Raw genomic sequence first — 23,224 nt, forward strand, 5'->3', positions numbered from 1 at the left:
CTAGGGCCTGTTTCAGAAGTGGATCTTGGTTACAGCCATTCGCCGATGGCTGCGATGGTGATGGTGGCTTCGAATCGGACGGCGAGTTTGTCGTACCTGGTTGCGACGGCACGGTTTCGCTTGAGGCGGTTGATGCCGCATTCGACCGCGTGGCGGGCCTTGTAGTCCTCGCGGTCGAACGCGGGCGGCCGGCCGCCCTTGTGGCCGCGTTTGCGGCGGTTGCGGGCCTGGTCGACCTTCTCCGGGATGGTGCAGGCGATGCGGCGCCTTCGCAGGAGCGCGCGGTTGGCTCGGGAGCTGTAGGCCTTGTCGCCGCGCACCCGGTCGGGCCGGGTGCGCGGGCGGCCCGGCCCGATCCGGGGCACCCGGATCCCGTCCAGGACCGCCGCGAACTGCGGCGAGTCGCCCCGCTGTCCGGCCGTGACCAGCACCGACAAGGGTTTCTGGCCCTGTTCGCAGGCCAGGTGGATCTTCGTCGTCAGCCCGCCGCGCGAGCGCCCGAGCGCGTGGTCGTCGGGCTCGACGGCGACACCACCGGGCGGCTCCCTCTGGAGTGCCCCTTTTTACGGGCTCCGGCGGCGTGTTGGTGCGCGCGGCAGATCGTGGAGTCGATGTTGACGTCCCAGGTGATCAGGCCTCGCGCGTCGGCGTCGGCCTGGAGTCGCTCCAGGATGCGTTTCCAGGTGCCGTCGCGCTGCCACCGACGGAACAGGCCGTAGACCGTCTGCCACGGCCCGTACCGCTCCGGCACGTCACGCCAGGGCACCCCGGCCCGCGTCCGCCACCGGATCCCGTCGATCAGCTGCCGTTTCGTCCATATCGGTGGTCGTCCGGACTTGACGCCGACCGGCAACAGCGGTTCCAGGCGCGCCCATTGACCATCCGTCAGATCTCCCCGTCCCACACGATGATCATGGCAGATCAAGATCAACTTCTGAAACAGGCCCTAGCTCAGGGTTGAGATGCCGGCGAGGAAGATGTCCACCCCGACGAGGAACTGCTCGCGATCGTCATGCTCGCCCAACTGAGTCGCCGCCGCATGCACGAACGGGTACCGGCCCGGGTCGATCTGCGCCCATTGTGTGGCGGCGTTCTCCAGGAAGGTCTCTCAGTCCGTGTCGCCGCCCGCGCGGAGCCGTGCGTTCGCGGCGTTCTGCGCGGCGACGCCGAGGACGTAGTTCACAAGCGTGCCGGCCGCGTCGAAGCGCGCCTTTTCCGGAACACCGAGGGCGTCCAGCAGGCGACCGACGCCCTCGTAGAAGTCCAGCAGCGCGGGCCGCCACGGCTGGCGGGAGAATTCCGCCTGGAGCTGTTCGACGGCGGCGTCGAAGTACTTCGCCGCCCAGGTGTCGTCGATGAGGTGGGGTGGAGCATCATCGCGCCGAGCATGGCCTGTTCGGCGGGGATGTCGCCCACCTCGGGCTCGGCCGGGTCGGGCTCGGCCGGGTCGGGGTGTGGAGTGGGCTCGCCGGGTGAGTGCTTCTCGGGCTCGTGTCGGTGTGTGTCGGCCCGGGGCGTGCTCTGCGCGCGGTGGGTGTAGGCAGGGTACGACGGGGCTTTGCCGATCGCCGACTCGATCCAGGACGCTCCCGCACGCAGGGCGGGTGTGGACAACCTGCGGACGTCCTCACGAACCACGACGCGGCGCCGGAGCGGATCCGGGCGCTGGTCGGGGAGTTCCGGAGCGACGTGGACGGCCGTTGCCGCGGTCTGCGACGCGGCGGGTCACGCGGAGGGACCGACGGTGGGCAACCGGCCGTGTTGGGCGGGCAGGAGGTCGGTGAGTGTGTCGCGAAACGCTCGTTGGCGATGGCATCCTCCGGCTCCGGGGAACAGCGGCGGTCGTGCCGCCGCGAATCCCCCGCCGGTCATGAGGCTCTCTGCATTTCCCCACCGGATACTCACGGTCCGGCCGGAACGGATCGGTGGCGGCGGCTGGTGGGTTCAGGGTGGGTTCAGGGGCCGAAGAGGCCGTTGAGGGCGGTGATCTCGCGGGCGCGGTCGTCCTCCACCAGCTCGGGGCGCAGGTCGCGGTGGGCGGCGTACACGGTGTCCGCGATCGGCAGGGCGTCGTCAAGGCCGGCGGTCTCGAACAGTGCCTTGGCCGCGAACGTGGCGCCGTCGAAGCGGATGTGTCCGGCGAAAGTCGTCATGTGAAAGCGCGCGTCTCCGGTGAAGGACGCGCCGAGGAAGTCGGTGTGCTCGGTGAACGTCGCCTTGTCGAAGCAGGCGTCTCCCGTGAACGCGGCGTTGTGGAACCGGGCATCGCGCGCGAATGTGGCACCGTCGAACCGGGCGTCTGCGGTGAAGCGGGCGTCGTTGAACCAGGCGACAGCCTCGAACACGGCGCCCTCGAACGAGGCGGCACCGAAACGGGGTTCTCCCGTGGGCTCGCGTAGAGCATCGATGAGTCCCCGGGTCAGGACGTCGTCGAACGTCGTGCCGCGGTGGTCGACGTCCGAGCCCGGCGACCCGGTTCGGTGGGAGGGAGCCGCGGTGGAGTACGAACGTCGCGGTCACGTCACACGCGTCGGCATCCGGACGGCCGCGCATGTCGTTCGTATGGAAACCGGTCCCGTCGACGTGTCGTCGCACCCGTACGACGGTCGGACGGGTTCCCTGAAAGGGCGACGCGAGCACATGTCGCTTCAAGGGCTCGGCAGCGGAGCATCCCTCACTCGCGCGGATGGAGGATCGTCATGACCGGCGACGAAGGACGGCCACCCGTCGTGGTGGGTGTCGACGGAACCCCTGCGGCGCGACTCGCGCTGGTGTGGGCGATCGACGAGGCCGACCGACGAGGACTGCCGCTGTGTCTGGTGCACGCGTGGAACGGGCAGGCGGAAACGGCGGCCGAGCCCTTCGCGCTCGAGACGCGGCCCTCCGCGCTCGAGACGCGACAGACGTCCGACGAAGTCCGGCGATCGGCCGGCCGGCGAATCCTCGACGAGGCCGAGGCCCTGGCGGCGGCACGACACCCCCGCGTCCCCCTCGATCGGGTCCTCGTGAACGGGTCGCCGACCGCGGCGCTGAGCCGCAGTCGGCCAAACGCCGCGCTCATCGTCGTCGGCTCGCGACATCTGTCGTCGGCGCGGGAGGTGATGACCACTCGTACCATCGCGGTGCCGATCGTCGCCCACGCTCGTTGCCCCGTGGTCGTCGTTCGAGAACCGGAGCACACCTCCGCCACACCCGCGACGGTCGTGGTGGGCGTGGACGGGTCCCGGGCCTCGGTGCCGGCGGTGGCGTTCGCCTATGAAGAGGCGTCACTGCGTGGTGCGACGCTGTCGGCCGTCCACGTGCGCCGCTTCGATCGACTGCCGGCCGTCGCGTCCGACGTGCGGGCCCAACAGACGAAGGAGGGCCGGATCCGCCTGGCCGAGACACTCGCGGGATGGCAGGAACGATTCCCCGACGTGCCGACGAAGCACGAAGTTCTCTTCGGCCACCCGGTCCCCGCCCTGACCGAAGCCTCCGCGCACGCGCTGTGCCTGGTGGTCGGGAGCCGTGGCCTCGGCGGATTCCGCGGCATGCTGCTCGGTTCGGCCAGCCACGGCGTCCTGCACCACGCGCGTTGTCCCGTGATCGTGACACCGGACCACGAAGACGCCACCGAGCGCGACTGACCGGCATCCTCGCGGCGGCGGCCGGAGCGTCGGTCGGGGTCGACGGCGAGCCGCGGTCGTGGCCCCTGGAGGACGCCCGCCCGGAGCTCGGTGCCCCCTTCGCCGACGCGCTCGCCCTCGACCGGACCGTGAGCGGGGACGCGGCGCGCGAAAGCCTCGGCCGGCTGCCGCGGCGCGCGGGAGCGGTCGCCGACGTGCGCGAACTCTCGTACCCGCAGGTGGACACGGGCGGTATCGAGGTGTTGGCCGCCCGATGTACGTCCTCGCCAAGGACAACGGCCGCCGGCGGAGCACGACCGCGCGGAACACCCAGGTCTTCTCCGGCTGACGCGCCGAACGCCTGCCCGTGGCGGCCCGACTCCGCCGGCGTCCCCATCGCAGTCGGGCCGGCCCGTCGGGTCCGCGATGCTCGCCCAACAGTCCAGGGCGTCCGCTGTAGGGTCACCGTCGACAAGGTCGAGGTTGGTGCGGAGCCCGGGCGCAGCGGCACCTACGGCGGGCGGCCATACGTGCCGACCTCAAGCCCGGACAGCTCCGGCAGCTCGACGCTCGGCATCGAGCCCGAAGGAGGCGACGGCGCAGCGGTCGGTGACGCGGCGACCTGGAACGGGTCCTACCCGGCGCGGCCCGGGGCTGGACCGAACTGGTCCTGGACCAGGAGATGGTGGCGCTGCGCCGGGTGATCGCCACCGAGCAGTGGCGCCACCCCGAACTCGCCGAGGAATGGGCCCGCCCCCGGCCCGGCTTCGAGAATCCCACACGCGGCGTACCGGTCCCGCTGTCCAGGTCACGACAGCGCGGCCGCCTTGCGCAACAGCACCGACCGCTCACGGGCGTTGCCACACCGTCGCGCGGCCAACTCCAACTCGGCCCGTGCCTCCGCGGTGCGGCCGAGCCGGACGAGGAGTTCGCCGCGCACGCTCGGCAGCAGGTGCGATCCCGACAGGCGTCCAGAGGCGAGCATCTCGTCGACGATGGACAGCGCCTGCCGGGGTCCGTGTGCCATCGCGACCGCGACGGCGCGGTTGAGTTCGACGACGGGTGACGGAGCCACGCGACCGAGGGCCTCGTACAGGAGTACAACGCGTTCCCAGTCGGTCTCCGACACCGAGGATGCGGACGCGTGGCAGGCGGCGATCGCCGCCTGCAGGCCGTACGGTCCGAGGCCGCGCCCGACCGCCGCGGAACGGGCGAGCGCGGCCCGACCGCGACGGATCGCCGATCCGTCCCACAGGCGTCGGTCCTGGTCCTCCAGGAGCACCGGATCACCATCGGCGTCGGTGCGTGCGGGAAAGCGCGCGGCCGTGAGCTCGAACAGGGCGAGCAGCCCGAACACTTCCGGTGTGTCGGGCTGCAACGTTGCCAGCATCCGGGCCAGTCGGATCGCCTCGTAGGCGAGATCGGGGCGCAGCAGGCGGTCGCCCGCCGTCGCCGTCGAGCCCTCGGTGAAGATCACGTACAACACGCTCAGGACGTCGCCGAGTCGTTCGCGCCTTTCTTCGGATGGTGGCAGTTCGAACGGGACTCCCGCCGCGGCGATCGTTTTCTTCGCCCGGGTGATCCGTGCTTGGACAGTGGGTTGGGGCACGAGGAACGCCCGGGCGATTTCCTCGCTCGACAGGCCGCCGACCGCGCGCAGCGTCAGGGCCACGCGTGCCTCGGGCGACAGCACCGGATGGCAGGCCACGAACATGAGCGCGAGGATGTCGTCGTCGACCCGGTCGGGGTCCCACGGCAGGTCGTCCGGTTCGTCCCGAGGGGCGGGCGCGCCCGAGGTCGCCTGCCCTTCGGTGAGTTGCCCGGCGAGCATGCCGTATCGCTCGTCGAGGGCGGAACGGCGGCGAAAGCTGTCGATCGCCCGCCGCCGTGCGGTCGCCAGGAGCCAGCCCACCGGGTTCGCCGGCGTGCCGTCGCGCGACCAGCTGACGAGTGCCTCCGCCAGCGCCTCCTGTGCGATGTCCTCAGCGAGTGCGAAGTCGGCGGTGTAACGGGCCAGCGCGCTGACGATCCGCGCGGACTCGATCCGCCAGACGGCCTCGGTGGCCCGCCGCGCCGACTCGGCGCTCGGCGGGCCACCGGTTGCCTTGTGTGTCAGAGCTGGCCGGTCCGCTCGCGCCACGACCGCTCCTTGATGATCCACTCGTTGTTCTGCGGGAATTCGTCGATGTTCGGCACACGGCGGATCTCGCACTTGCTGCCCGTGATCGCGGGCAGTCGCATGGCCCATTCGACGGCCTCCTCCTTCGTGGCGACGTCGATCACGTAGAAGCCGCCGAACAGTTCCTTCGTCTCGCCGTACGGACCATCGGTGACCACCGGCGTCTCGCCACTGAAGTCGACGACCACGCCCTGGGTCGGGTCGTCCAGGCCCTCGGCCGCCACGAGCACGCCGGCGCGGATCATCTCCTCGTTGAAGCGGCCGACGGTTTCGAGCATCTGCTCGAAGGGCGTCTCCATCATCTTCGCAACGGACTCGTCGGTGCCTCGCAGGATCAACATGTACTTCGCCATCTTCGATCTCCTTGCCCACGGGGTCGCCTCTCGACCTTCTCACCCTCAGGTCGAACGGTGTGACCACGGATCGACACGGTTCGCGTCGGGAAACCTCGAAGCGCTCACCCGTCGGGGACCCGGACACGACCGCCCGCAGGCTCGCTCGCCGTGCGTCGACCCGAGGCCGGTTCCCGGCGCGGTGTCGGGCTCACGCGCCGGCCCGGCCCGTTCGGCTCCCACGGCCTTGTCCAGGACCAGGAGGATCGCGAACGCGGCACCGGTGTGCTGGTATTCGATGGCATGCGAGACGTAGGCGCGCGGGCCGACCGGGGCGTGAGGCCGAACCCCTCGCTCACGGCTACCCGGCGACCCCACGATGCCCGGCCGGCTCGAATACAGCGACGAAGAACCGGTGCGCCCGAGCGGCCTCAGGTCCCGCTGCCGTGGGAGGGCAGCGCCACGCGCGCCGTGACACGTGTGCCATGGGGGCTGCGGTCGAATGTCACGCTGTCCGCGTACGCGTCGACGAGCAGGAGTCCGCGTCCGGAGGTCGCGCTCTCGCGCGGTGGATCGGGTGGATCGGGCCTGGAGCACCACTGTCCGGAATCACTGACGCTCGCCGTGAGTTCCGATTCGTACACGGTGACGACCACGGCCACGTCGCGACTGCCGCTGTGGCGCACGGCATTGGCCACGAGCTCGGTCACGATGAGACCGACTGCCTCGTCCACCTCGTCGGGCATCCCCCATTGCCGTGCCACGCCGACGGTGAAGTGCCGCATCGTCGACACGGACTCGCAGACGGCGGGCATGAGGCACGCGGCGGTCCTCACCGTCCCCACGGGGGCACCCGGTCGGGCTTCGGTACACGAGTCGACCGTGGCGATCATCTGATGCTCCGAGATCGCTTGACGGTGCGTGGATGAGACCTGCCGGGTCATGGCAACCGTCCCGTGGCGTTGGGCTCCGAGCTCCGATGAGGTACCGATCGCGTGGGCGCGCCTGCGGCCGCGGCGCCCGAGGGCGGAGTCGTGTCGTGCAGAGGGTCGATGACTGTGGTCATGGTCGATTCCAACCCTTCTTGAGGCGTCCGGGCGGAGCGGCAACCGCTCACTGCCATGAAATAGATAATCGATTATTGAACGTTGCATCCGGCCGCGGTTGGGGGCGCCTGCCGATCAGCCGTCGGACGTGCGGGCGGCTTTGACGATCTCCGCGCCGTCTGCACGCTCGGAGCGCGCCGCCAGAGCCATCGGCAACAATGAGCGCCCCGCCTACGGTTTCGCGTGGAGCGGCGGGGAGGTCTCCCGCGCGGGCAGGAGATCGTAGGGGATGACGGCGCCGTGGTGCTGGACGACCAGCGAGGCCAGGGCGTGTCCTGCCGGCACCGCGTCCCACGGACTGTGGCCGGTGAGCCGCGCCGTGAGGTAGGCGGCGTTGAAGGAGTCGCCCGCGGCGGTTGTGTCGACGATGGTCGGCGTGTGCCGTGGCGGGATGAGGCTGCTTTCCCCGCCGGCGCGGACGTAGGCGGGTCGGCCGCCGTCCTTGACCACGATCTCCGTGACTCCGGCGGCCTCCAGTCGGTCCGCGCACGAGGCCGGGTCCGGATCGCCGAACAGTGCGGCCTCGTCCGTGAACGAGGGCAGGGCGATGTCGGTGATGCGGGTGACCTCCTCCAGCGCCGAGCGCGCGGCGTCGGGAGAAGCCCAGGCCACCGCACGGTAGTTGCTGTCGAAGACGATGGTGGCTCCGTGTCCGCGCGCTCGGGCGAGGCATGCGACGAGTCGTGATCGTGCGGCGGTGGTCATGATCTGGAGCGTGATACCGCTGAGGTAGATCACGTCGGAGGTGGTGAGCCACTCGTCGATCCGGTCCGGGAAGTGGGAGCCGAACAGTTCTGTGGCTGCCGAGTGGGCTCGCTGGTAAGTGAAGCTCCGTTCCCCGGCCGCGTCGGTGTGGACCCGGTAGGTTCCGGCGCTTCGGCCGGGCAGGCGGACGATCTGCTCGGTGTCGATGCCCTCCGCGCGCATGGCCCGCAGGATGGTGTCGCTGCCGGCGTCGTCGCCGAGCGCGGTCACATAGCTGATGTCGAGGTGGTCCCGGCACGAGGTACGGGCCGCGTACACCGCCGTGTTGTAGGTGTCGCCGGATGCGGCGGGTGGGCGCTCCGGTTGGGCGGCCAGGTATTCGAGCATGCACTCGCCGACGACGGCCAGCGTTGTCATGACTGCGACCTCCTGCGCAACGCCGCCGGCAGGTCCGCACCCTCCGGATGGTCCGCGTCCAGCACCGTGCCCACGCCGAGGACGGCGTCGGGGTACTGGGCGCGAAGCCGGGCGAGGCATGTTTGCCAACCCGGGGTGGTGGTGGTCGGTTCGACGACGTCGAAGAGCGACGCGAGCAACCGGTCGGCATGTGCGAGCAGCCGGGCCTGGTCCGGTTCACGGAGGACGGGCAGGACGGCCGAGCGGCGTATCGCCCGCAGAGCGCGGTCTGCGCCTGGGTATGAGGTCATCACGTGCTCCTGGTGAGTCGGTGCCATGCGGTTTGATGGGAAAACCGAGGTCCGGCCGGCGGTTCCGGCTGCCGCGCGCTGCGCCGTCCGGGGTCGGGGCTCCGCATTCGAGGCGGCTTTGCGCGCCCTGCGCGCGGCGGACCGGCGGGTTGCCGTAGGCGACTTCCACGACCACGGGTGGCCGTCCGGCGGCCGTCGCGAAGGCGACTCCCCACGGCCGTCCCTCTGCCAGGCAGTCGCGGGCAGAGGTCCGGGGTGCTTCAGCTGGTCGTGGACCGTGCTCCGACTCCGGCCGGCCGGCCGCTCTCGATCACGGCTGCTTCGCCGATCCCGGGCCGGATCATCTCCAAGGCGGGCCTGCTCGTCAGGGCCGTCCGGAATCCGTCCAGCGCGTGGGGGTCGACGTTCTGGGCGAACATGTCGTAGTGCATCGGCATGAGCCGTCGCACGCCCGCGCCGGCGGCCGGCTCGTCGGCCCAGGCATCCATCCACTCGTGTGGCAACAGCCCTCACGCGATCCGATCGGCGGGTGACGCTTCGGGAACTCCCGAGCGGTACCGAGCCTTCGATGTGACGGCCGATCGTCAGGGGATCACGTGTCGGCCCTGGTCGGGGCGACGAGGGGCAGTCCGGCGAGGAGTCCGCCGTCGACGCGCAGTTCGATGCCGTTCACGTAGCCGGCCTGGTCGCCGGCGAGGAAGGCGATGACCTCGGCGACCTCGCGCGGCTGGGCGACTCTCCCCGGTGGGTGCATCTCGCCCCACTCGCGCACCACCCGGTCGGCCTGGTCCGGGGTGCCGGCAACCTGAGCGGCGGACGCGCGGAGCATCGGGGTGTCCACGGACGCGGGAAGGACGGCATTCGTCCTGATCCCGTCCCGTGCGTAGTCGACGGCGAGGCTGCGCATGAGGCCGAGCATCCCCGCCTTGCCGGCGGTGTAGGCGGCCACGTTCTTCTGGGTCGCGTTCGCCTGGACCGAGGACACCAGCACGATCGACCCGGAGCCGCCCTCCAGCATGTGTCCGATGACGGACTGCGCGGCGAGGAAGGCGCCCTTGAGGTTGACCTCCATCACCTCGTCCCAGACGTGTTCGCTGGTCGTCAGTGCCGTGCCGTAGCGCTGGATACCCGCGGAGTAGACCATGATCCCGGGGGTGCCGAACCGCTTCGTCGCCTGGGCGGTGAAGTCGCCGACCTCTCGGGAGCTCCGCACGTCCACCGCCGCGCCCCACGCTTCGAAGCCTTGCTCGCGCAGTGCCAGTTCGAAAGATCGTGCCTCCTCTCCCTCCAAACCGGCGAATGCCACCTTGGCGCCGTCACGGCACAGGCTCCGGACCGTGGCCTCGCCGATTCCCCGTGTTCCGCCGTAGACGAGGGCGACCTTGCCCTCCAGGCGGCGGACCGGCGGCGTGTCGGATCCGGATGGGCCGGGCCGATCCGCGAATTCAGGCATCGTCATCTCCCACACTCCGTTGACCGTTGTCTGTCACAGAACGCCGTACTCGGCGAAGGCGGCGGTGGCACTCATGCCGTCCTCGATCGCGCGGCGGACCAGGTTCTCCGTCGAGGCCTTGTGGAGTGCCCGCTCCACGGTTTCGGCTTCGATCTCGCGCGGGACGACGACGATGCCGTCGATGTCGCCGAACACGAGATCACCGGGACGTACCGTCACACCGCCGATCTCGACGGGCACGCGATAGTCGACGACCTGTGTTCGGACGGCGGCGTCCTGGGCGTAGGCCCCGCGGCTGAACACCGGCCAGTCCTGGCTCAGGACCTTGGGTGTGTCGCGGTGGAAGCCGTCGATCACCGCTCCGACGCTGCCCCGGTTCCGCGCCGTCGCGGTGAGGATCTCCCCCCAGGCCGAGCACGGCAGCCGCGACCCGCGGGCCACGTAGACCTCGCCCGGGCACAGGTCGTCCAGCGCCTCGGTGAGCAGCCCGAACGGTTTGTTCTGGGGTCCGAAGCAGTCGGCGATGAGGACCGGCATCGCCCGGCCGACCACCACCATGCCGGGGGAGATGCCGTGGATCTCCGGGGGCAGGAACTGGTGGCAGTGGCCCATCTGGTCCAGGATGTCGCCGACGACCGGCGTGGAGAGCCCGGTTCGGACGGCCTCCAGCAGCTCGTCTTCCTCGGTTCCGGTCGGCGCCGTGCCGGCTCGGTGTCCGTCGTTGTCGCTCGTCCCGAGCAGCTTCATGAAGGGGTCCTCGCAGTTTCGGTGATGGCGATCTCCGCCCAGCCCGACACCGACTGGTCGGGGGAGATCCGCAGTTGTGTGCCCGTCTTCTCCGCGACCCGGGCCAGTCCCTGGCTGGGCCAGGACACGAACGGCTCGATACCGATCGCGCGCGCCCGGCCGAACCACGGTGGCCCTTGTCCGCCGCCGAGTTCGGTCCAGAACCACACGAAGGGGAAGGTGGTCGACCACCGCACCGCGACCGACAGCCCGATGTGGGGGGCGGTCAGCGTGATGGGTTGGCCGACGGCCGACAGGTATGCGAGCGCCCCTGATCCTTCGAGGGGCCGACGCAGGTCGACCGGACCGTCGGGGCCGGCCGCGTACGGCCACCTGGAACGGGCGCCCGGCGTCAGTGGATTGGACGGCGCACGGTACTCGTCGTCGGCGGTGACCTCGGCGGCCGGGCAGTCGAGCCGCAGCGCGGGGTCGTCGAGCAGATCGGAACCGAAGCCGATGTGCTCGCCCCACATGAGTTCGACGGGGCGGTCGCCGTCGTTGCGCACCGAGGTGCTCACCCGGAGCACACCGGGGCCCGGCAGGTCCACGGAGCGGACCACCGACAGCGGCAGGTCGCACAGGTCCACGGAGAGTTCGAGCCCGCCGTTCCGGACCCGCCAACTCCACGGTGCCAGACCGGCTTCACCGTGGAAGCCGTGACGGACGCCCTGGTGGGTGCACTCCGTCCCGCCGTTCGGCAGCACCAGCTGCCAACCGCCTTCGGTCGCCCGGAGCCACCGGTCGACGCCGCCGTCTTCGTGCCGACTCGCGCCGACACCGTGCCGGGGGTTGCGCCACAGGAGTTCGGCTCCGGCGCTCCGATGACGGATCGAGGTGATCGTCGCTCCCACGGCCGGGTCGACCTCGACCCGGAGCAGACCGTCCTCGACCACCAGCCGCCCGCCGGTCGTCCCCGAGACGGTCACGGCTTGCCGCCGGCTCCGTGCTGTAGGCCTCGGATGTAACCGAGGGCGAACAGCCGTCCGAGCGTGGCATATCCGGGCCGCTCGTTGGACTCGCCGTGCATCGTCGGAACGTGGTCCGGCCGCATCGGTCCGTCGAATCCCCCTTCCTGGTAGATCCGCATGCATTCGGCCAGGTCGGTCGGCCCGATGTCGTGGAACGTCTCGGTGAAGTCCTCGGCGGTGCCCTGGACGTCACGCAGATGGACGAACGCGATGTGCGGGAGGAACTCCCTGACGGTGGCCGGCAGGTCGGACGTCATCAGCCGGAAATTGCCTTGGCAGAACGTGATGCGGTTCGACGGGGACGGGTGCGCGGCCAGGATCCTGCGGTAGCTGTCCAGTGACGAGACGATGCGCGGAATCCCCCGAACGGCCGGCAACGGCGGGTCGTCGGGGTGCAGCGAGAGCTTGACGCCCGCCTCCTCCGCCACGGGAAGGGTCGCGTCCAGGAACGTGTGCAGGCCGTTCCACAACTGCTCCGCGGTGACCTCGCCGGGCGCGACGATCGGCGGCTCGCGGTCGGCGTCGGCGAGCCGAAAGCCGGTGACGAGTGCCCCTCCCCGGTCGGGGATCGCCGTGTCGGTGCGCGCCCAGCCGCTGAGCGCCATCCAGTTGTAACAGAGCACGCCCACGCCGAGTTCGCCCATGGCGCGGATCTGCTCGTGGATCCGGTGCAGTTGCTCCTCGCCTTCGGGAAGGCCCAGGCGTACGGCGTCCATCGGCGGCGTGTCCTCGAAGGCGATCACGCGCAGTCCGTGTTCGGCGAAGCGTGCGATCACCTTCTCCAGGCCGGCCCGGCTCCACGGCTCGGGGCCGCGGGACGCGGGCTGTGCCGGCCAATTCCGCTGCTGTTCGCCGCCTTCGAGAAGTGCCACGACGTCGTCGACGCCGCACTGCTTGACCAGCTTCCAGAGGTCACTGGAGAGTTGGGGGTCCAAGAGTTCACTGAGGTGGATCACGACGGTTCTCCGATCTCCGCTGCACGCGGGCCTTGCGATTCACGCTGTCGTCCCTGTGGGGCGCCGGAACCCGACGCACTCGCACGCCCCGTCCGCGTCATGTCCTCAACGCCGAGCGCTCGGATCGCAGGACGTTGATGAGCACGGCGAGCAACACCACGCCTCCGCGAACCACGTTCTGCGCATAGGGGTCCACGCCGAGCAGGACCATGCCGTTCGCGAGCATCGCGACGAAGATCACGCCGAGGAAGGTCCCGACGACGGTGCCCCGTCCTCCCGAGAGGCTGGTCCCGCCGATGATCGCGGCGGCGATGGCATCGAACTCGAGTCCCACCGCGATGGTGGGAGTTCCGGACGAGAGCTGCGCCGACTGGAGCAGCCCGGTGACGGCGGCGGCGAGGCCGGTCAGCGCCAGCACGGCGATGCGGATGCGCTGCACCCTGATACCGGACAGGTGGGCCGCCTTCGGGTTGCCGCCGACGGCGTACACCGACCGACCGAAGACGCTGAACCGCGCGAGCACGGCGAACACCGCGAACGCGAACAGCATGTAGAGCGCGGCCACCGGGACCTGGCCGAAGATCTTGCCGTCGCCCCAGTAGAAGAAGCGTCCCGAGTCGATCGGGATGGCGTACGTGTCGGTGATCATCATCGCCAGGCCGCGCAGGGCCATGTAGAGCGCCAGGGTGATGATGAAGCTCGGCACCTGCCAGCGGGCCCGTATCCAGCCCGCGAGCGCACCCACGAGCACGGCCTGGAGCATGATCGCGAGGCATGCCAACCACATCGGCCACCCGTGGTGGGCCACCAGCACGCCCAGGAGCGCGGAGGAGAGCGCGGCCTGGGATCCCACCGAGATGTCGATCTCGCCGGCCACGATCACCAGGGTCATGGCGTAGGCGATGATCCCGAAGAAGGCCGTCTGCTGAAGGACGTTCAGCAGGTTGGAGGTCGTGAGGAAGTTCGGCGCCGTCAGCGAGAAGCAGACGAACATCACGACGGCCGCCAGCAGGAGGCCGAGGTTGTCCCAGCCGCCGACCCGGTGCCAGGAAAGGGCGCCGGGGCCGGGACGGTTGGTCGTCGCGGTAGAACTCATTTGCTTTCTCCAGACATGGCGAGGGCGAGCAGCTTCTCCGGCGCCGCGTCCTCACCTGGTACTTCGTCGACGATTCGGCCACCGCGCAGCACGAGGACGCGATCGCACACTTCGGGGAGTTCTTCGAGTTCGGAGGAGACGAAGACGATCGCGACTCCCGATCGGGCGAACTCACGGATCAATTCGTACAGTTGCTGCTTGGCATGGAGGTCCACCCCTCGCGTGGGTTCGTCGAGCAGGAGAACCTTCAGGTTCGAGGCGAGCAGCCTTCCGATGACCACCTTCTGCTGGTTGCCGCCGGACAGGTTGACGATGGGTTTCTGCGGGGAGGAGGTCGCGATGGCCAGTGTCTCGATCTGCTCCGCCACCATCCGCCGCTCTCGCGCCGGGCGCACCCAGACCTTGGGCAGGATCCGACCGCGTGCGGACAGCAGCAGGTTCTCGAAGACGCTGAGCATGGGAACGATCCCCGCGTTGCGGCGGTCCTCGGAGCTCATTCCGACACCGAGCGAGAGCATGCGGCTGGGGTTGCGCCCGGTGATCTTCCGGCCCCTGAAGCTCACCTCGCCCAGCACGTCGCGGCGGGCTCCGAAGATGCTCTCGAGGATCTCGCTGCGACCCGAGCCGAGCAGTCCGGCGATGCCGAGCACCTCGCCCTCGTGGATATCGAACGAGACGCCGTTCAGCAGGTGCGGCTTGGTGAGGTCCCGCACGCTCAGCAGCGGCGGAGACGACGTCGCACGCCGTGCGGCGGACGGGCGCCGTTCCCGATTCGACCGGACGTCGCCGGTGATGAGATCCGCCACCCGAGAGGGCGATGCCTCCCCGATCGACAGGGTCGCGACCTCGGCGCCGTCCCGCAGCACCGTGACCGAGTCCGCCACCCGCGGGATCTCCTGCATGCGGTGCGACACGTAGACGATCGCCACGCCCGTGGCCGCGAGCCGCCGGACCAGGGCGAGCAGCGCGTCCGCCTCGTGGGCGTTCAGCGAACTCGTCGGTTCGTCCAGGATCAGCACCCGCGGGTCGTGAACGACCCCCTTGGCAATCTCCACCAGTTGCTGCTCGGCGAGGCTGAGCCTGCCGGCCTCACGCCACAGCGGAATCTGTTCGCCGACCAGTCGCAAGGCCCGCAGCGCCGTTCGCTCGACGGCCTTGGCGTCGATGAGCGCGCGTGCCGCGCCCCGCCGCGGCCATCTGCCCAGGCAGATGTTCTCCGCCACGGACAGTCCCGGGACGAGCGACAGTTCCTGGTGCACCACACTGATGCCACCCTCCTGCGCCGCCGCGGGTCCGCTCCACCGGACCTCCTCCCCCGAGACGCGGATCGTGCCGGTGTCCGGCCGCTCCGCGCCCGAGATGAGCTTGACCAGGGTCGACTTGCCGGCCCCGTTCTTGCCGAGCAGGGCACGGACCTCGCCGCGCTCGAGCCGCAGACCCACGTCCTTCAACGCCCGCACCGGGCCGTACGCCTTGGCCAGGTGCGCCACCTCGAGAACGGGGCGCGTGTTTTCGGCGTCAGGCATCGGACTCCTCCTCCTCGGGATCGGGCCGGTTCCCGGCCGCACGGGCCGGGCCGACGGGATCACGTCGGGTCACGGGACTCACTTTCCGAGGTAGGCGTGGACGGCGTCGGGGTTGGCACGCGTGTACGTGATGCCGGGGACACCCACCGAGAACGGGTCGTTCGGCTGGCCCGCGACGGCCCGTACCGCCTGCTCGTACGCCTTCGCCGCGGTCGTGTCGGCGTCCTGACCGGTGGTCGCCTGGAGGACGTTGTCGCCGTTCAGCAGGCCCTGGGCGAGCTGGTCGCTGATGTCGGTTCCGAAGACCGGGACAATGCGGCCGCTGTTCTTGACTGCGGCGATCTCACCCGAAGTCCCGCCCTCGTTCGCCGACCACAGCAGGTTGATCGACTTGTTCGCCGAGAGCATGTTGGTGGCGGTGGGGGTCGCCTTGTCGGCGAGGTAGCCCTCCTGGTCGGCCGCGTAGGTCACCTCGACCCCGGCCGCGGTCAGTGCCTCCTTGAATCCGGCCTTGCGCAGCTTGCAGACCTCGAAGGAGTCGCAGTTGAGCAGTCCGACGACGGCCTTGCCGCCCAGCTTCTCCTTGATGTACTTGGCGGCCTCCTGACCGCTGCCGGTGCCCAGGGCGGTGTTGTTCGACTGGACGATGCCCTTGACGATGTTCGTGCTCACCGCGTCGCCGGTGCAGTTGCCGAAACAGATCAGTGGGATCTTGGCGGCGGTGACCGACTTCATGGTCGCGATCGATCCGGCCGACGACGTCGCCGGCTGCATGATGATGGCACTCACCCCACGCTGGATGAGGTTTTGGACCTGAGTCGCCTCCTGGCCGGCGTCGTTGTTCGTGTTGACCACGATGACCGTGTTGCCGTCCTTGTGCGCCGCGGCCTCGACGCCCTTCTGGATGCCCTGGAAGTACTTGTCACCCTGCGGGAGCACCAGCCCGATCGTTGCGTGCTTGCCGCTCGCACCCGAGTCGGCCTTGCTGTCGCTCGGCCCGCATGCCGTGGCAGTTGCCGACACGGCCGCCACACAAGCAAGAGCAAGTGTGATCATTCTTCTCATCACGGTCTCCTGTACGGTTAGCCGCTTGTCATATAAGTGGACCCTAGGGATACGTTTCAGGCTCGTCAAGAGGTCGTTACGAGCTTGCGTCCGGAAACGTGCGTCCGAGGAAACCCACCCATAGGAGCAATTGCGCCCGAGCCACGCCGGAGGTCCCACGCCCACCCGGAAGGCGCATCCAGGTCGGCCACATGAGCGGGGTGGGGCGGTGTCGAGCGCATAGCACCGTGTCACCGAGCAGATATCTACCTATAAGATGGGCGGATGCACAGGACAGCAACACCGCGCGAAAGGAGGGGTGCCACATGCCGAAGCCGATCCAACGGCAGTCGCTGACCGACATGGCCGTCGACGCGCTCATCGACCTGATCGAGGAGCGTGGCCTCTCGGAGGGCGACGCCCTTCCCGCGACCGCCGAACTGGCCGACGAGCTCTCCGTCTCCCGGCCGGTGATACGCGAGGCCATCGCCGAGCTCGCCGGGCAGGGGCTTCTCGAACGACGGCAGGGGCGGGAGACCGTCGTCACCCTGCCGGGCTCCCGCCAACTGGAACGGCTTCTCCGACTGCGGTTCGCCGTCACCGGAACACAGCTCGAAGACATCCAGACCTACCGGGAGGTGGCCGAGGTCGGCGCCGCGAGGCTCGCCGCGCTGAAGGCCACGGACGCGGACATCGAAGCCATCCAGCAGAAACTGGACGCAATCCGCGCGGCGCGCAGCGACGAGGAACTGCACGAGGCCGACCAGGCGTTCCACCGCGAGGTGGCACGGGCGGCAGGAAACGGGCTGCTGCTGCTCACCATCGACGGCATCACACCCCACCTGCACCAACTGCGCGTCGAGGCATGGCGCGGCTGGACCGAGTCGGGCAAAGGCATCGGGCCCATCGTCGAGGCCCACGCCGTGATCCTCGACCGGATCCGGCGGCGCGACCCGGAGGCCGCAGCACGGGCGATGCGGGAGCACCTGGGCCAGGCACGCGAAGGACTCGTCCGCCTCCGAGGCCCGCGCCGGCAACACCCCGGGGCGTGAGCACACCCGGTCGAGGGCCCGGCACGACCGCCGTCGACAACCGGCATGGACCCTGCCACCGCGTGTCCCGAAGAACGTTTCCGCGCGAGTCACGCCGGTAGCCGCGGACGATGCGCGGGAACCGCCGAGGCATCCGAGCGATCCCGAGCCCCTGCCCCGACGGACCACCCCGACCGGCAGCGACGACCACGCCGTCACGGCGGCAGCGTGCCCCGCACGCTGCCGCCCTCCACGAACGCGAGCCACGCCTCAGCCGGATCAGCCACGACATCGGCAGTGAGCCCAAACCCGGAACCGGCCGCCCGGGGGAATACCGCGTCGGGCCCGACGCCGACGATCCGCTCGACCACCGCGCCGTCCTCGACGACGTGCGGGGCGGGGAAGACCGGCGACCGGTCGGTGCTCCCGTCCCGACCCCGGCCGCCGACGTCCCGGCCGGCGAGTCCGAACGCACCGGAGGGGCCCGGCGCGACCGTTCCATTGTCCCGCGACATCCCGGCCACGTGCCACAAGCCCGCCCCGGCAACCACCAGGAACCCCTCGACAAGCGACCTGGACGCCCTCCTGTGGCCTTTGCACAGCCGATCGCCACATGCCCATCACCGGGGTGGCCGGACAACACCACAGAGCCCCATCGACAGACCCGGCGCCCGATCGATAACCCGACCCGAAAGTCGTGAGGAAATCCTGACAGGAAAACTCGACAGGAAACCGAGAGGCGCCGCAGGAACCGCCGCGCCTGCGGCGCCGGTTCGGCTCAACTGCGCCAGGACCCGCCGACCGGGCGTGCCAGGCCTCACCCGCCGGGGTGGCCGTCGGAAAGGACGCGGGTCAGGAATGACACGAACGGCCGCCGAGGACGGTTCCGACGCCAGAACACACACCACGGTGCTGCGTCAGGAGATCATCGGGAACCGGGACGCGCGGATCAGGCGGTCCGTGACCGTGACGGCGCGCGAGAATCGAATCGCGCCGGTCTTCCGTGCTACGGCGGGCAGTTCGTTGGTGCCGTGTGTGCCGAACAAGGTCGTCGAGACCGCGGTGGCCGATCCCGAGGTGAAGCTGAATGCGGAGGGCCCGGACCTGGTGGCGTTATTGGGCCGCACAAAGTCGTTCGCCTCGATCCGGCTGGAGTACGTCGCGTCGGTGCTGGTGTCCGTCCCCGATGCGCCGGACACGCCGATCACGGTCCTCAACGGCGGGCTGGGCAGTTCGCACCTGGTGAACGCCACGGGAACCTGACACCGCCGAACGCCCAACGACCCGGCTGTGCGGCGCCACCGGCTCGGGGGTCAATCGGGTGACAGCGGTATCAGGTTCGTGGGTCGCTTCGGCAGGTCCTCGGGATCGCCGTGTCCGGAGATGATGTGCGCGGGGATGCGGGAGGCGACGAGTTCGTCGGTGAGCAGGCGAAGCATGGTCTCGCCCATGGGAGCGGGCAGGAAGTTCTTGGTGTCGACCCACACGTGGGGCCCCGCGGGGGTGGGCTCCGGATCGGACACGTAGTTGGGGCTGTGCAGCCACGTGCCTTCCTCGTGGGGGTGGGCGGGGTCGACGTCGTCCTCGATGTTCTCCCGGGACAGGACGCACCCGTCGCCGATCACGCGCCCGAACACCGCGGCGGCGCGCCGCAGGGCCTCGGTCGCCCCCTCGGTGTCCGGTGAGACGACGGTGAACGCCGCGGAGCCCTGCTCGTCGTCCGCGAAGTGGAAGGGATCGGCGAACCTGTGCCGGAAGCCTCCCCAGCCACACCACGCCCACAGATCCGACGCGACGCTCACCAACTCCCGGGGATCCTCACGCGGCCCCAGCCGCGCCAACCAGGAACGCGCCAGGTCGTACTCTCGCTTGGCGGCGGCCCGTTCGGCCACCAAGTGGATCGCCGCCGCCTCGCCCGCCTCGGCCCGCACGTCGACGCCCGCGTCGGCTCCGTGGGTGTTCGTCACCATTCGACCCTACGCCCGGGTTCGCCGGCAAGGACACAATCCGCCGCGACGGGCGCACGCGATCCACACCCCGGCCGCGCGATGATCCGCTCCCGGAGCTTGAGCAGGCGGGTCCGAACTGGGAATTCGGCGCCGACACTTAGCGCCCGAGAGGTCAAAACGCCCGAGGCGACGCCCGGTTCGAGGCCGACACCCGCGGACCAGAGCACGTTCCGTGGTTGGAGGTCGTCGTGAATGGGACGAGATGGACACCTGGACCGGCGTCGAGCGGCGCCTCTTTTGCCTCGCCACGTCACGAGTTGCCGGAGACGGCCGGACGTTCTCGAGGAACTGGTGGTCGACGCCGTCGACGCGTCGGCTTCGTCGGGGGGGTCGTCCGCGTCGGGGGCGTCGTCCACGGCGCGATGTGAACGACCCCTGGCTCGTCAGGACTTGGGCGGGATGGCCATGGATGAGGCGACGGCGCCCCGGGACGGCAGTTGCGCCACGATCGGATGGTCCCGTGCGATCGGACCGACCTTCGAGCTGCCGCCGGGGGCGCCGAGGTCGGAGAAGATCTCGGCGTTGACGGTGTTGAAGTCGCGCCATTCGTGCGGGGTGTCGTCCTCGAAGAAGATCGCTTCGACGGGGCACACCGGCTCGCAGGCGCCGCAGTCGATGCACTCGTCCGGGTGGATGTAGAGCATGCGCTCCCCCTCGTAGATGCACTCGACGGGGCACGCCTCGATGCATGCCTTGTCCTTGACGTCCACACAGGGCGCAGCGATCACAAACGTCATCGAATTGCCGTCCTCTCCGGGGTGTTCCTGCTTGTCGTTTCGACGCGGCCGACCGTAGGGCCTCAAGTAATGTTGAGGTCAAGAGGAGGCTGTGCATGACGAGTTACCGTCCCGGTGAGGTTCGAGCAGGCCCGGACGACTGGCTGAGCATCGGTGAGGTGAGCGCCCGGACCGGGGCGGCCGTCTCCGCTCTGCGGTTCTACGAGGAGTTCGGCCTGATCGCGTCCGAACGCGACGATCGCAACCAACACCGTTATCCACGGCACATGCTTCGCCGAGTCGCATTGATCTCGGTGGCGAAACGCATCGGCATCCCGTTGCTCGACCTCCGCGAGGCGTTCGCCGACGTGCCGCTCGACCGTCCGCCCAGTCACCAGGAGTGGCAGCGCGCCTCGCGCGGCTGGAGGCGTCGGCTGGAGGAGCGTCGGCAGACCATCGAACGACTCGAGGCCGAGCTCACCGGGTGCATCGGCTGCGGATGTCTCTCGATGAAGGCATGCGCTCTGCTGAACCCCGGCGACGCGCTCGCCGGGGATGGTGTCGGCCCCCGACGACTCTGAGTGACGAACTCTCGCAACAGAGGGGCCGTTGCCACCCGGGACCGGGTAGACGCTCGGTCCCGACACGTGGCACGCCTCGGGCAATCACCGACGACGGCGACCCACATCCCGTCCGAGGTGGATGTCGGGCCCTGCTGCACGGACTACCTGGTGAATCGAGGTCACTTCGTCGATGTCCCGAGGGCGTCCTCGATGTCGGGCAGAGCCTCGAGGAGCCGGCGGGTCATCTGCCACCTGCGATGCCAGTAGCCGTCGAGGTCGGCCTGGTGGACCGGGTCGGGGCGTTCGTAGTGCTCGCGGACGCCGAAGAACGACTGCATGGCCTGGAGCAGGGCCATGCGGGTCCCAGACACGCACGGTCTGGTCCGCGGACCCCGTAACGGCGACGGGCCGGCCGTCGAGGACCGTGCAGGCCACCGCAGTCACCGAGTCCTCGTGGCCGAGGAACGGCTCACGGACGAGTCGGGCGGTGCGCAGGTCCCACATCCGTACCGCGGTGTCCCAGGACCCGCCGACGACCACGACCCGGCCGTCGAGAGTCGTGCAGGCCAACGCGTTCGTGCGGTGGCTTCTCCCGGCGAGGGCCTCGTGTGCGATCGGGGGCCCGACCGAGCGCCCGGTCGCCAGATCCCGGACTCGTACGCTCTTGTCCCGTGAGGCGGTGACGGCGACGGGTCGGCCGTCGAGGGTCGCGCACACCACCGCGTCGACGGAACCGGCCTGTCCGCGGATGGTGTCCAGGGCGGCGGGGGTGACCGAACCCCCGGTGGCCGCCAGCGGCTTCCACGCATCCGGCGCGATCCCGGCGACGAGGGCCGCCGCCAGGGGAGCCGCGTCGATGCACAGCGCGTCCAGGGCGAGAATCCGCCGCCGCGTGGTCGAACCGACGGTGCGATGGACTCCGATCGACGCGCGGTAGACGGCCGCGGCAACCCGCGCGGCCGGAGTGCGCACGGTGGGCAGATGCGGGTTCAGGGTCGACGGGTGGGCGTGCACGAGGTACTCCGCGTCGAGCACGATCTCGTCCAGCAGACCCGCGTTCCGGGCGTGTGTGGCGAGGTACCGCAGGGTGTACGGATGGGCTCGGGCCCAGTCCCGGCCGCCGTCGCTTCGATACGGGACACGGCTCATGAGCGTGCGGACGAAAGCGGTGTGGATCTCCGCGTCGTCGACGTCCTCGTCGCGGTACGCCGGTACGGGCCCGTCGGAGGCGAGGAAGTCGACCCGATAGTAGGAGCGTTCCACAACCGTCGTCTCGACGATCCGCACGTGCTCGCCCGGGGGCCGGTCGATCAGTTCGGCGATGTCCGCGTCGGTGTAGCGGTGCCCGGCCAGTCGCGAGGCGAGTTCGGGCCAGACGTCCTCCCAGGGCAGCCCGTGACCCTGTGCGTGCAGTAGCGGGCGGATCAGGTCGCGGGGCGGATCGGCGCGCTCGACGGACTCGGGCGGGTGCGACCCGGCGCTCGCCGACCCGGGATCGGGCGACTCCGGCTGCGATCCGACGGGGTCGGCCGACTCGGCCCGGTCGGCACCGATCGACGGAGGCGGGCGGCGATTCGCGTCCGCGGCGCCGCCGGGCGCCCGACGAGGTTCGGATACGAACGCGGGCAGGCGGCCGGGTCCGCCGGCCCACGCCAGGCACAGGGCGGGCGAACGCCTCGGGTCGGCCTCGATGTGCGCGAGCACCGCACGCAGGTCCAGCACCGATGGTCGCGTTCCGGTGCGGGACATGGCGCGTACCGCCGCTGCGAACAACTCCGCGAAGCCGGCCCCGGCGGCCATTCCCGTGGGTTGGAGGGCGCCGATCACCGCGAGCCCGTCCGGGTGGCCCAGGTCACGCGACAAGCGCTCCGTCGCGGCCGACAACGCTGTCGCGTCACAGAAGGACGCGTCGCTTGCGAACGTGTCCGCCAGGAGCAGCAGTTGCCCGATCCCGGCACCCTCGACGAGCGCGTCGAGAATCCGCGCGGTGGAGATCGCCGGCCGGGGCCGGCCGGGAACCTCGTCCGCGGTGAAGAAAACGTGCCGACCCGGGGAGCCGCCCAACAGCCCACCGGGGCCGGCGAGATGGACGGCCACGATGTCGTCCGGGCGGCGATCCCACCCGCTCGTCGACCGGATCAGCCGCCCCGGCAGCCCCTCCCGGACCGGCGTGGGTTCCGGAACGCGGACGAGGACGTATCCCAACTCGTTCGTGAACAGGTCGACGACGAGCGCACGCGCTCGCGCGCCGTCCGGATGACCCGATGAGGAACCCGGTCGATCGGCCGCTTCCGCGTCGACCGCGGGCGCGATCAGAAAGCGCCGCGGCCCATGGTTTCGCCTCTTGCCCATCGCCGGCCCCCATCCGTCGGAGATCAGGGCTCGGGCGCAGTACCCGCCCCCCGTCGTGCCCTTCCCGGGGGAAGGCCGACCACCATCCGA

At 70.1% G+C, this 23,224-nt stretch carries 23 protein-coding genes; 4 read left to right on the forward strand and 19 right to left on the reverse strand.

Annotation, left to right across the window (positions count from 1 at the left end; genetic code table 11):
* Window positions 1–29: 29 nt before the first annotated feature.
* Both A3IC_RS65925 and A3IC_RS0140965 read right to left on the reverse strand, forming a co-directional pair.
* Window positions 30–904, reverse strand: a protein-coding gene (locus A3IC_RS65925) for an IS5 family transposase (protein WP_425387326.1) whose coding sequence is annotated in 2 segments (ribosomal slippage) — window positions 30–538 and window positions 538–904 — 876 coding nt in all. Because the reading frame shifts where the segments join, the coding sequence is not laid out codon by codon here.
* Between the two features lie 1,051 nt (window positions 905–1,955).
* A complete protein-coding gene (locus tag A3IC_RS0140965; RefSeq protein ID WP_079027011.1) occupies window positions 1,956–2,423 on the reverse strand; it encodes a pentapeptide repeat-containing protein in 468 nt (155 codons plus the stop codon).
* A 276-nt stretch (window positions 2,424–2,699) separates the two neighbouring features.
* Between A3IC_RS0140965 and A3IC_RS59485 the strand changes: the two genes are divergently transcribed.
* Window positions 2,700–3,626, forward strand: coding sequence for a universal stress protein (locus tag A3IC_RS59485; protein WP_020555864.1), 927 nt, complete (start codon window positions 2,700–2,702; stop codon window positions 3,624–3,626).
* 787 nt (window positions 3,627–4,413) lie between these two features.
* On the opposite strand, the gene A3IC_RS0140975 is transcribed toward A3IC_RS59485, so the two are convergent.
* The 13 genes from A3IC_RS0140975 to A3IC_RS0141035 all read right to left on the reverse strand — a co-directional run bounded on the left by A3IC_RS0140975 (window position 4,414) and on the right by A3IC_RS0141035 (window position 16,484).
* The gene (locus A3IC_RS0140975) at window positions 4,414–5,745 is read right to left on the reverse strand and encodes an RNA polymerase sigma factor (protein ID WP_020555865.1); all 1,332 of its coding nucleotides are present in this window, start codon (window positions 5,743–5,745) and stop codon (window positions 4,414–4,416) included.
* Window positions 5,718–6,137, reverse strand: a complete 420-nt coding sequence (locus tag A3IC_RS0140980) for a YciI family protein (RefSeq protein ID WP_020555866.1) — start codon at window positions 6,135–6,137, stop codon at window positions 5,718–5,720. Before A3IC_RS0140980 ends, A3IC_RS0140975 begins: the two co-directional genes overlap by 28 nt.
* Before the next feature lie 410 nt (window positions 6,138–6,547).
* Window positions 6,548–6,961 carry an ATP-binding protein gene (locus A3IC_RS63350; RefSeq protein WP_245599804.1) on the reverse strand — a complete coding sequence of 138 codons (414 nt, stop codon included), beginning with the start codon at window positions 6,959–6,961 and terminating at the stop codon, window positions 6,548–6,550.
* A gap of 432 nt (window positions 6,962–7,393) precedes the next feature.
* Entirely contained in the window at window positions 7,394–8,344 is a 951-nt protein-coding gene (locus A3IC_RS0140990) for a sugar kinase (protein ID WP_020555868.1), read from the reverse strand.
* Complete coding sequence (locus A3IC_RS69285) at window positions 8,341–8,634, reverse strand: beta/alpha barrel domain-containing protein (RefSeq protein ID WP_020555869.1); 294 nt, start codon at window positions 8,632–8,634, stop codon at window positions 8,341–8,343. Before A3IC_RS69285 ends, A3IC_RS0140990 begins: the two co-directional genes overlap by 4 nt.
* Window positions 8,635–8,894: 260 nt before the next feature.
* Entirely contained in the window at window positions 8,895–9,122 is a 228-nt protein-coding gene (locus tag A3IC_RS0141000) for a hypothetical protein (protein ID WP_020555870.1), read from the reverse strand.
* Window positions 9,123–9,226: 104 nt separating this feature from the next.
* Window positions 9,227–10,093: an SDR family NAD(P)-dependent oxidoreductase gene (locus tag A3IC_RS0141005; RefSeq protein WP_020555871.1), complete on the reverse strand. Its 867-nt coding sequence runs from the start codon at window positions 10,091–10,093 to the stop codon at window positions 9,227–9,229.
* 27 nt (window positions 10,094–10,120) lie between these two features.
* Window positions 10,121–10,834 carry an RraA family protein gene (locus A3IC_RS0141010; protein WP_020555872.1) on the reverse strand — a complete coding sequence of 238 codons (714 nt, stop codon included), beginning with the start codon at window positions 10,832–10,834 and terminating at the stop codon, window positions 10,121–10,123.
* A complete protein-coding gene (locus A3IC_RS0141015; RefSeq protein WP_020555873.1) occupies window positions 10,831–11,799 on the reverse strand; it encodes an aldose epimerase family protein in 969 nt (322 codons plus the stop codon). The genes A3IC_RS0141010 and A3IC_RS0141015 overlap by 4 nt, the downstream gene beginning before the upstream one ends.
* Window positions 11,796–12,797 (reverse strand): mannonate dehydratase, encoded by a 1,002-nt coding sequence (locus A3IC_RS0141020; protein WP_020555874.1) that lies wholly within the window; start codon window positions 12,795–12,797, stop codon window positions 11,796–11,798. The genes A3IC_RS0141015 and A3IC_RS0141020 overlap by 4 nt, the downstream gene beginning before the upstream one ends.
* A 97-nt stretch (window positions 12,798–12,894) precedes the next feature.
* Window positions 12,895–13,893 (reverse strand): ABC transporter permease, encoded by a 999-nt coding sequence (locus A3IC_RS0141025; protein WP_020555875.1) that lies wholly within the window; start codon window positions 13,891–13,893, stop codon window positions 12,895–12,897.
* Entirely contained in the window at window positions 13,890–15,419 is a 1,530-nt protein-coding gene (locus A3IC_RS0141030; RefSeq protein ID WP_026219314.1) for a sugar ABC transporter ATP-binding protein, read from the reverse strand. Before A3IC_RS0141030 ends, A3IC_RS0141025 begins: the two co-directional genes overlap by 4 nt.
* Window positions 15,420–15,497: 78 nt before the next feature.
* Window positions 15,498–16,484: a substrate-binding domain-containing protein gene (locus A3IC_RS0141035; RefSeq protein WP_079027013.1), complete on the reverse strand. Its 987-nt coding sequence runs from the start codon at window positions 16,482–16,484 to the stop codon at window positions 15,498–15,500.
* Window positions 16,485–16,789: 305 nt separating this feature from the next.
* Here A3IC_RS0141035 and A3IC_RS59500 point away from each other — a divergent pair, with 305 nt between their 5' ends.
* Window positions 16,790–17,515 carry a FadR/GntR family transcriptional regulator gene (locus tag A3IC_RS59500; protein WP_020555878.1) on the forward strand — a complete coding sequence of 242 codons (726 nt, stop codon included), beginning with the start codon at window positions 16,790–16,792 and terminating at the stop codon, window positions 17,513–17,515.
* Window positions 17,516–17,709: 194 nt separating this feature from the next.
* Here A3IC_RS59500 and A3IC_RS0141045 read toward each other — a convergent pair whose 3' ends face one another.
* Window positions 17,710–18,009: a hypothetical protein gene (locus A3IC_RS0141045; RefSeq protein WP_158696310.1), complete on the reverse strand. Its 300-nt coding sequence runs from the start codon at window positions 18,007–18,009 to the stop codon at window positions 17,710–17,712.
* Between the two features lie 445 nt (window positions 18,010–18,454).
* Between A3IC_RS0141045 and A3IC_RS0141050 the strand changes: the two genes are divergently transcribed.
* Entirely contained in the window at window positions 18,455–18,757 is a 303-nt protein-coding gene (locus A3IC_RS0141050; protein ID WP_158696311.1) for a hypothetical protein, read from the forward strand.
* A gap of 50 nt (window positions 18,758–18,807) precedes the next feature.
* Here A3IC_RS0141050 and A3IC_RS0141055 read toward each other — a convergent pair whose 3' ends face one another.
* Both A3IC_RS0141055 and fdxA read right to left on the reverse strand, forming a co-directional pair.
* Window positions 18,808–19,461, reverse strand: coding sequence for a hypothetical protein (locus tag A3IC_RS0141055; protein WP_020555881.1), 654 nt, complete (start codon window positions 19,459–19,461; stop codon window positions 18,808–18,810).
* A 425-nt stretch (window positions 19,462–19,886) separates the two neighbouring features.
* Complete coding sequence (gene fdxA / locus A3IC_RS59505; RefSeq protein WP_040878016.1) at window positions 19,887–20,240, reverse strand: ferredoxin; 354 nt, start codon at window positions 20,238–20,240, stop codon at window positions 19,887–19,889.
* Window positions 20,241–20,335: 95 nt separating this feature from the next.
* Here fdxA and soxR point away from each other — a divergent pair, with 95 nt between their 5' ends.
* Window positions 20,336–20,800, forward strand: coding sequence for a redox-sensitive transcriptional activator SoxR (gene soxR / locus A3IC_RS0141065; RefSeq protein ID WP_040878017.1), 465 nt, complete (start codon window positions 20,336–20,338; stop codon window positions 20,798–20,800).
* An 84-nt stretch (window positions 20,801–20,884) separates the two neighbouring features.
* Here soxR and A3IC_RS63355 read toward each other — a convergent pair whose 3' ends face one another.
* Window positions 20,885–23,134 (reverse strand): hypothetical protein, encoded by a 2,250-nt coding sequence (locus tag A3IC_RS63355; protein ID WP_026219317.1) that lies wholly within the window; start codon window positions 23,132–23,134, stop codon window positions 20,885–20,887.
* Window positions 23,135–23,224 lie beyond the last annotated feature (90 nt).

The sequence above is a fragment of the Embleya scabrispora DSM 41855 genome, from assembly GCF_000372745.1.
GTDB classification, from domain to species: domain Bacteria; phylum Actinomycetota; class Actinomycetes; order Streptomycetales; family Streptomycetaceae; genus Embleya; species Embleya scabrispora.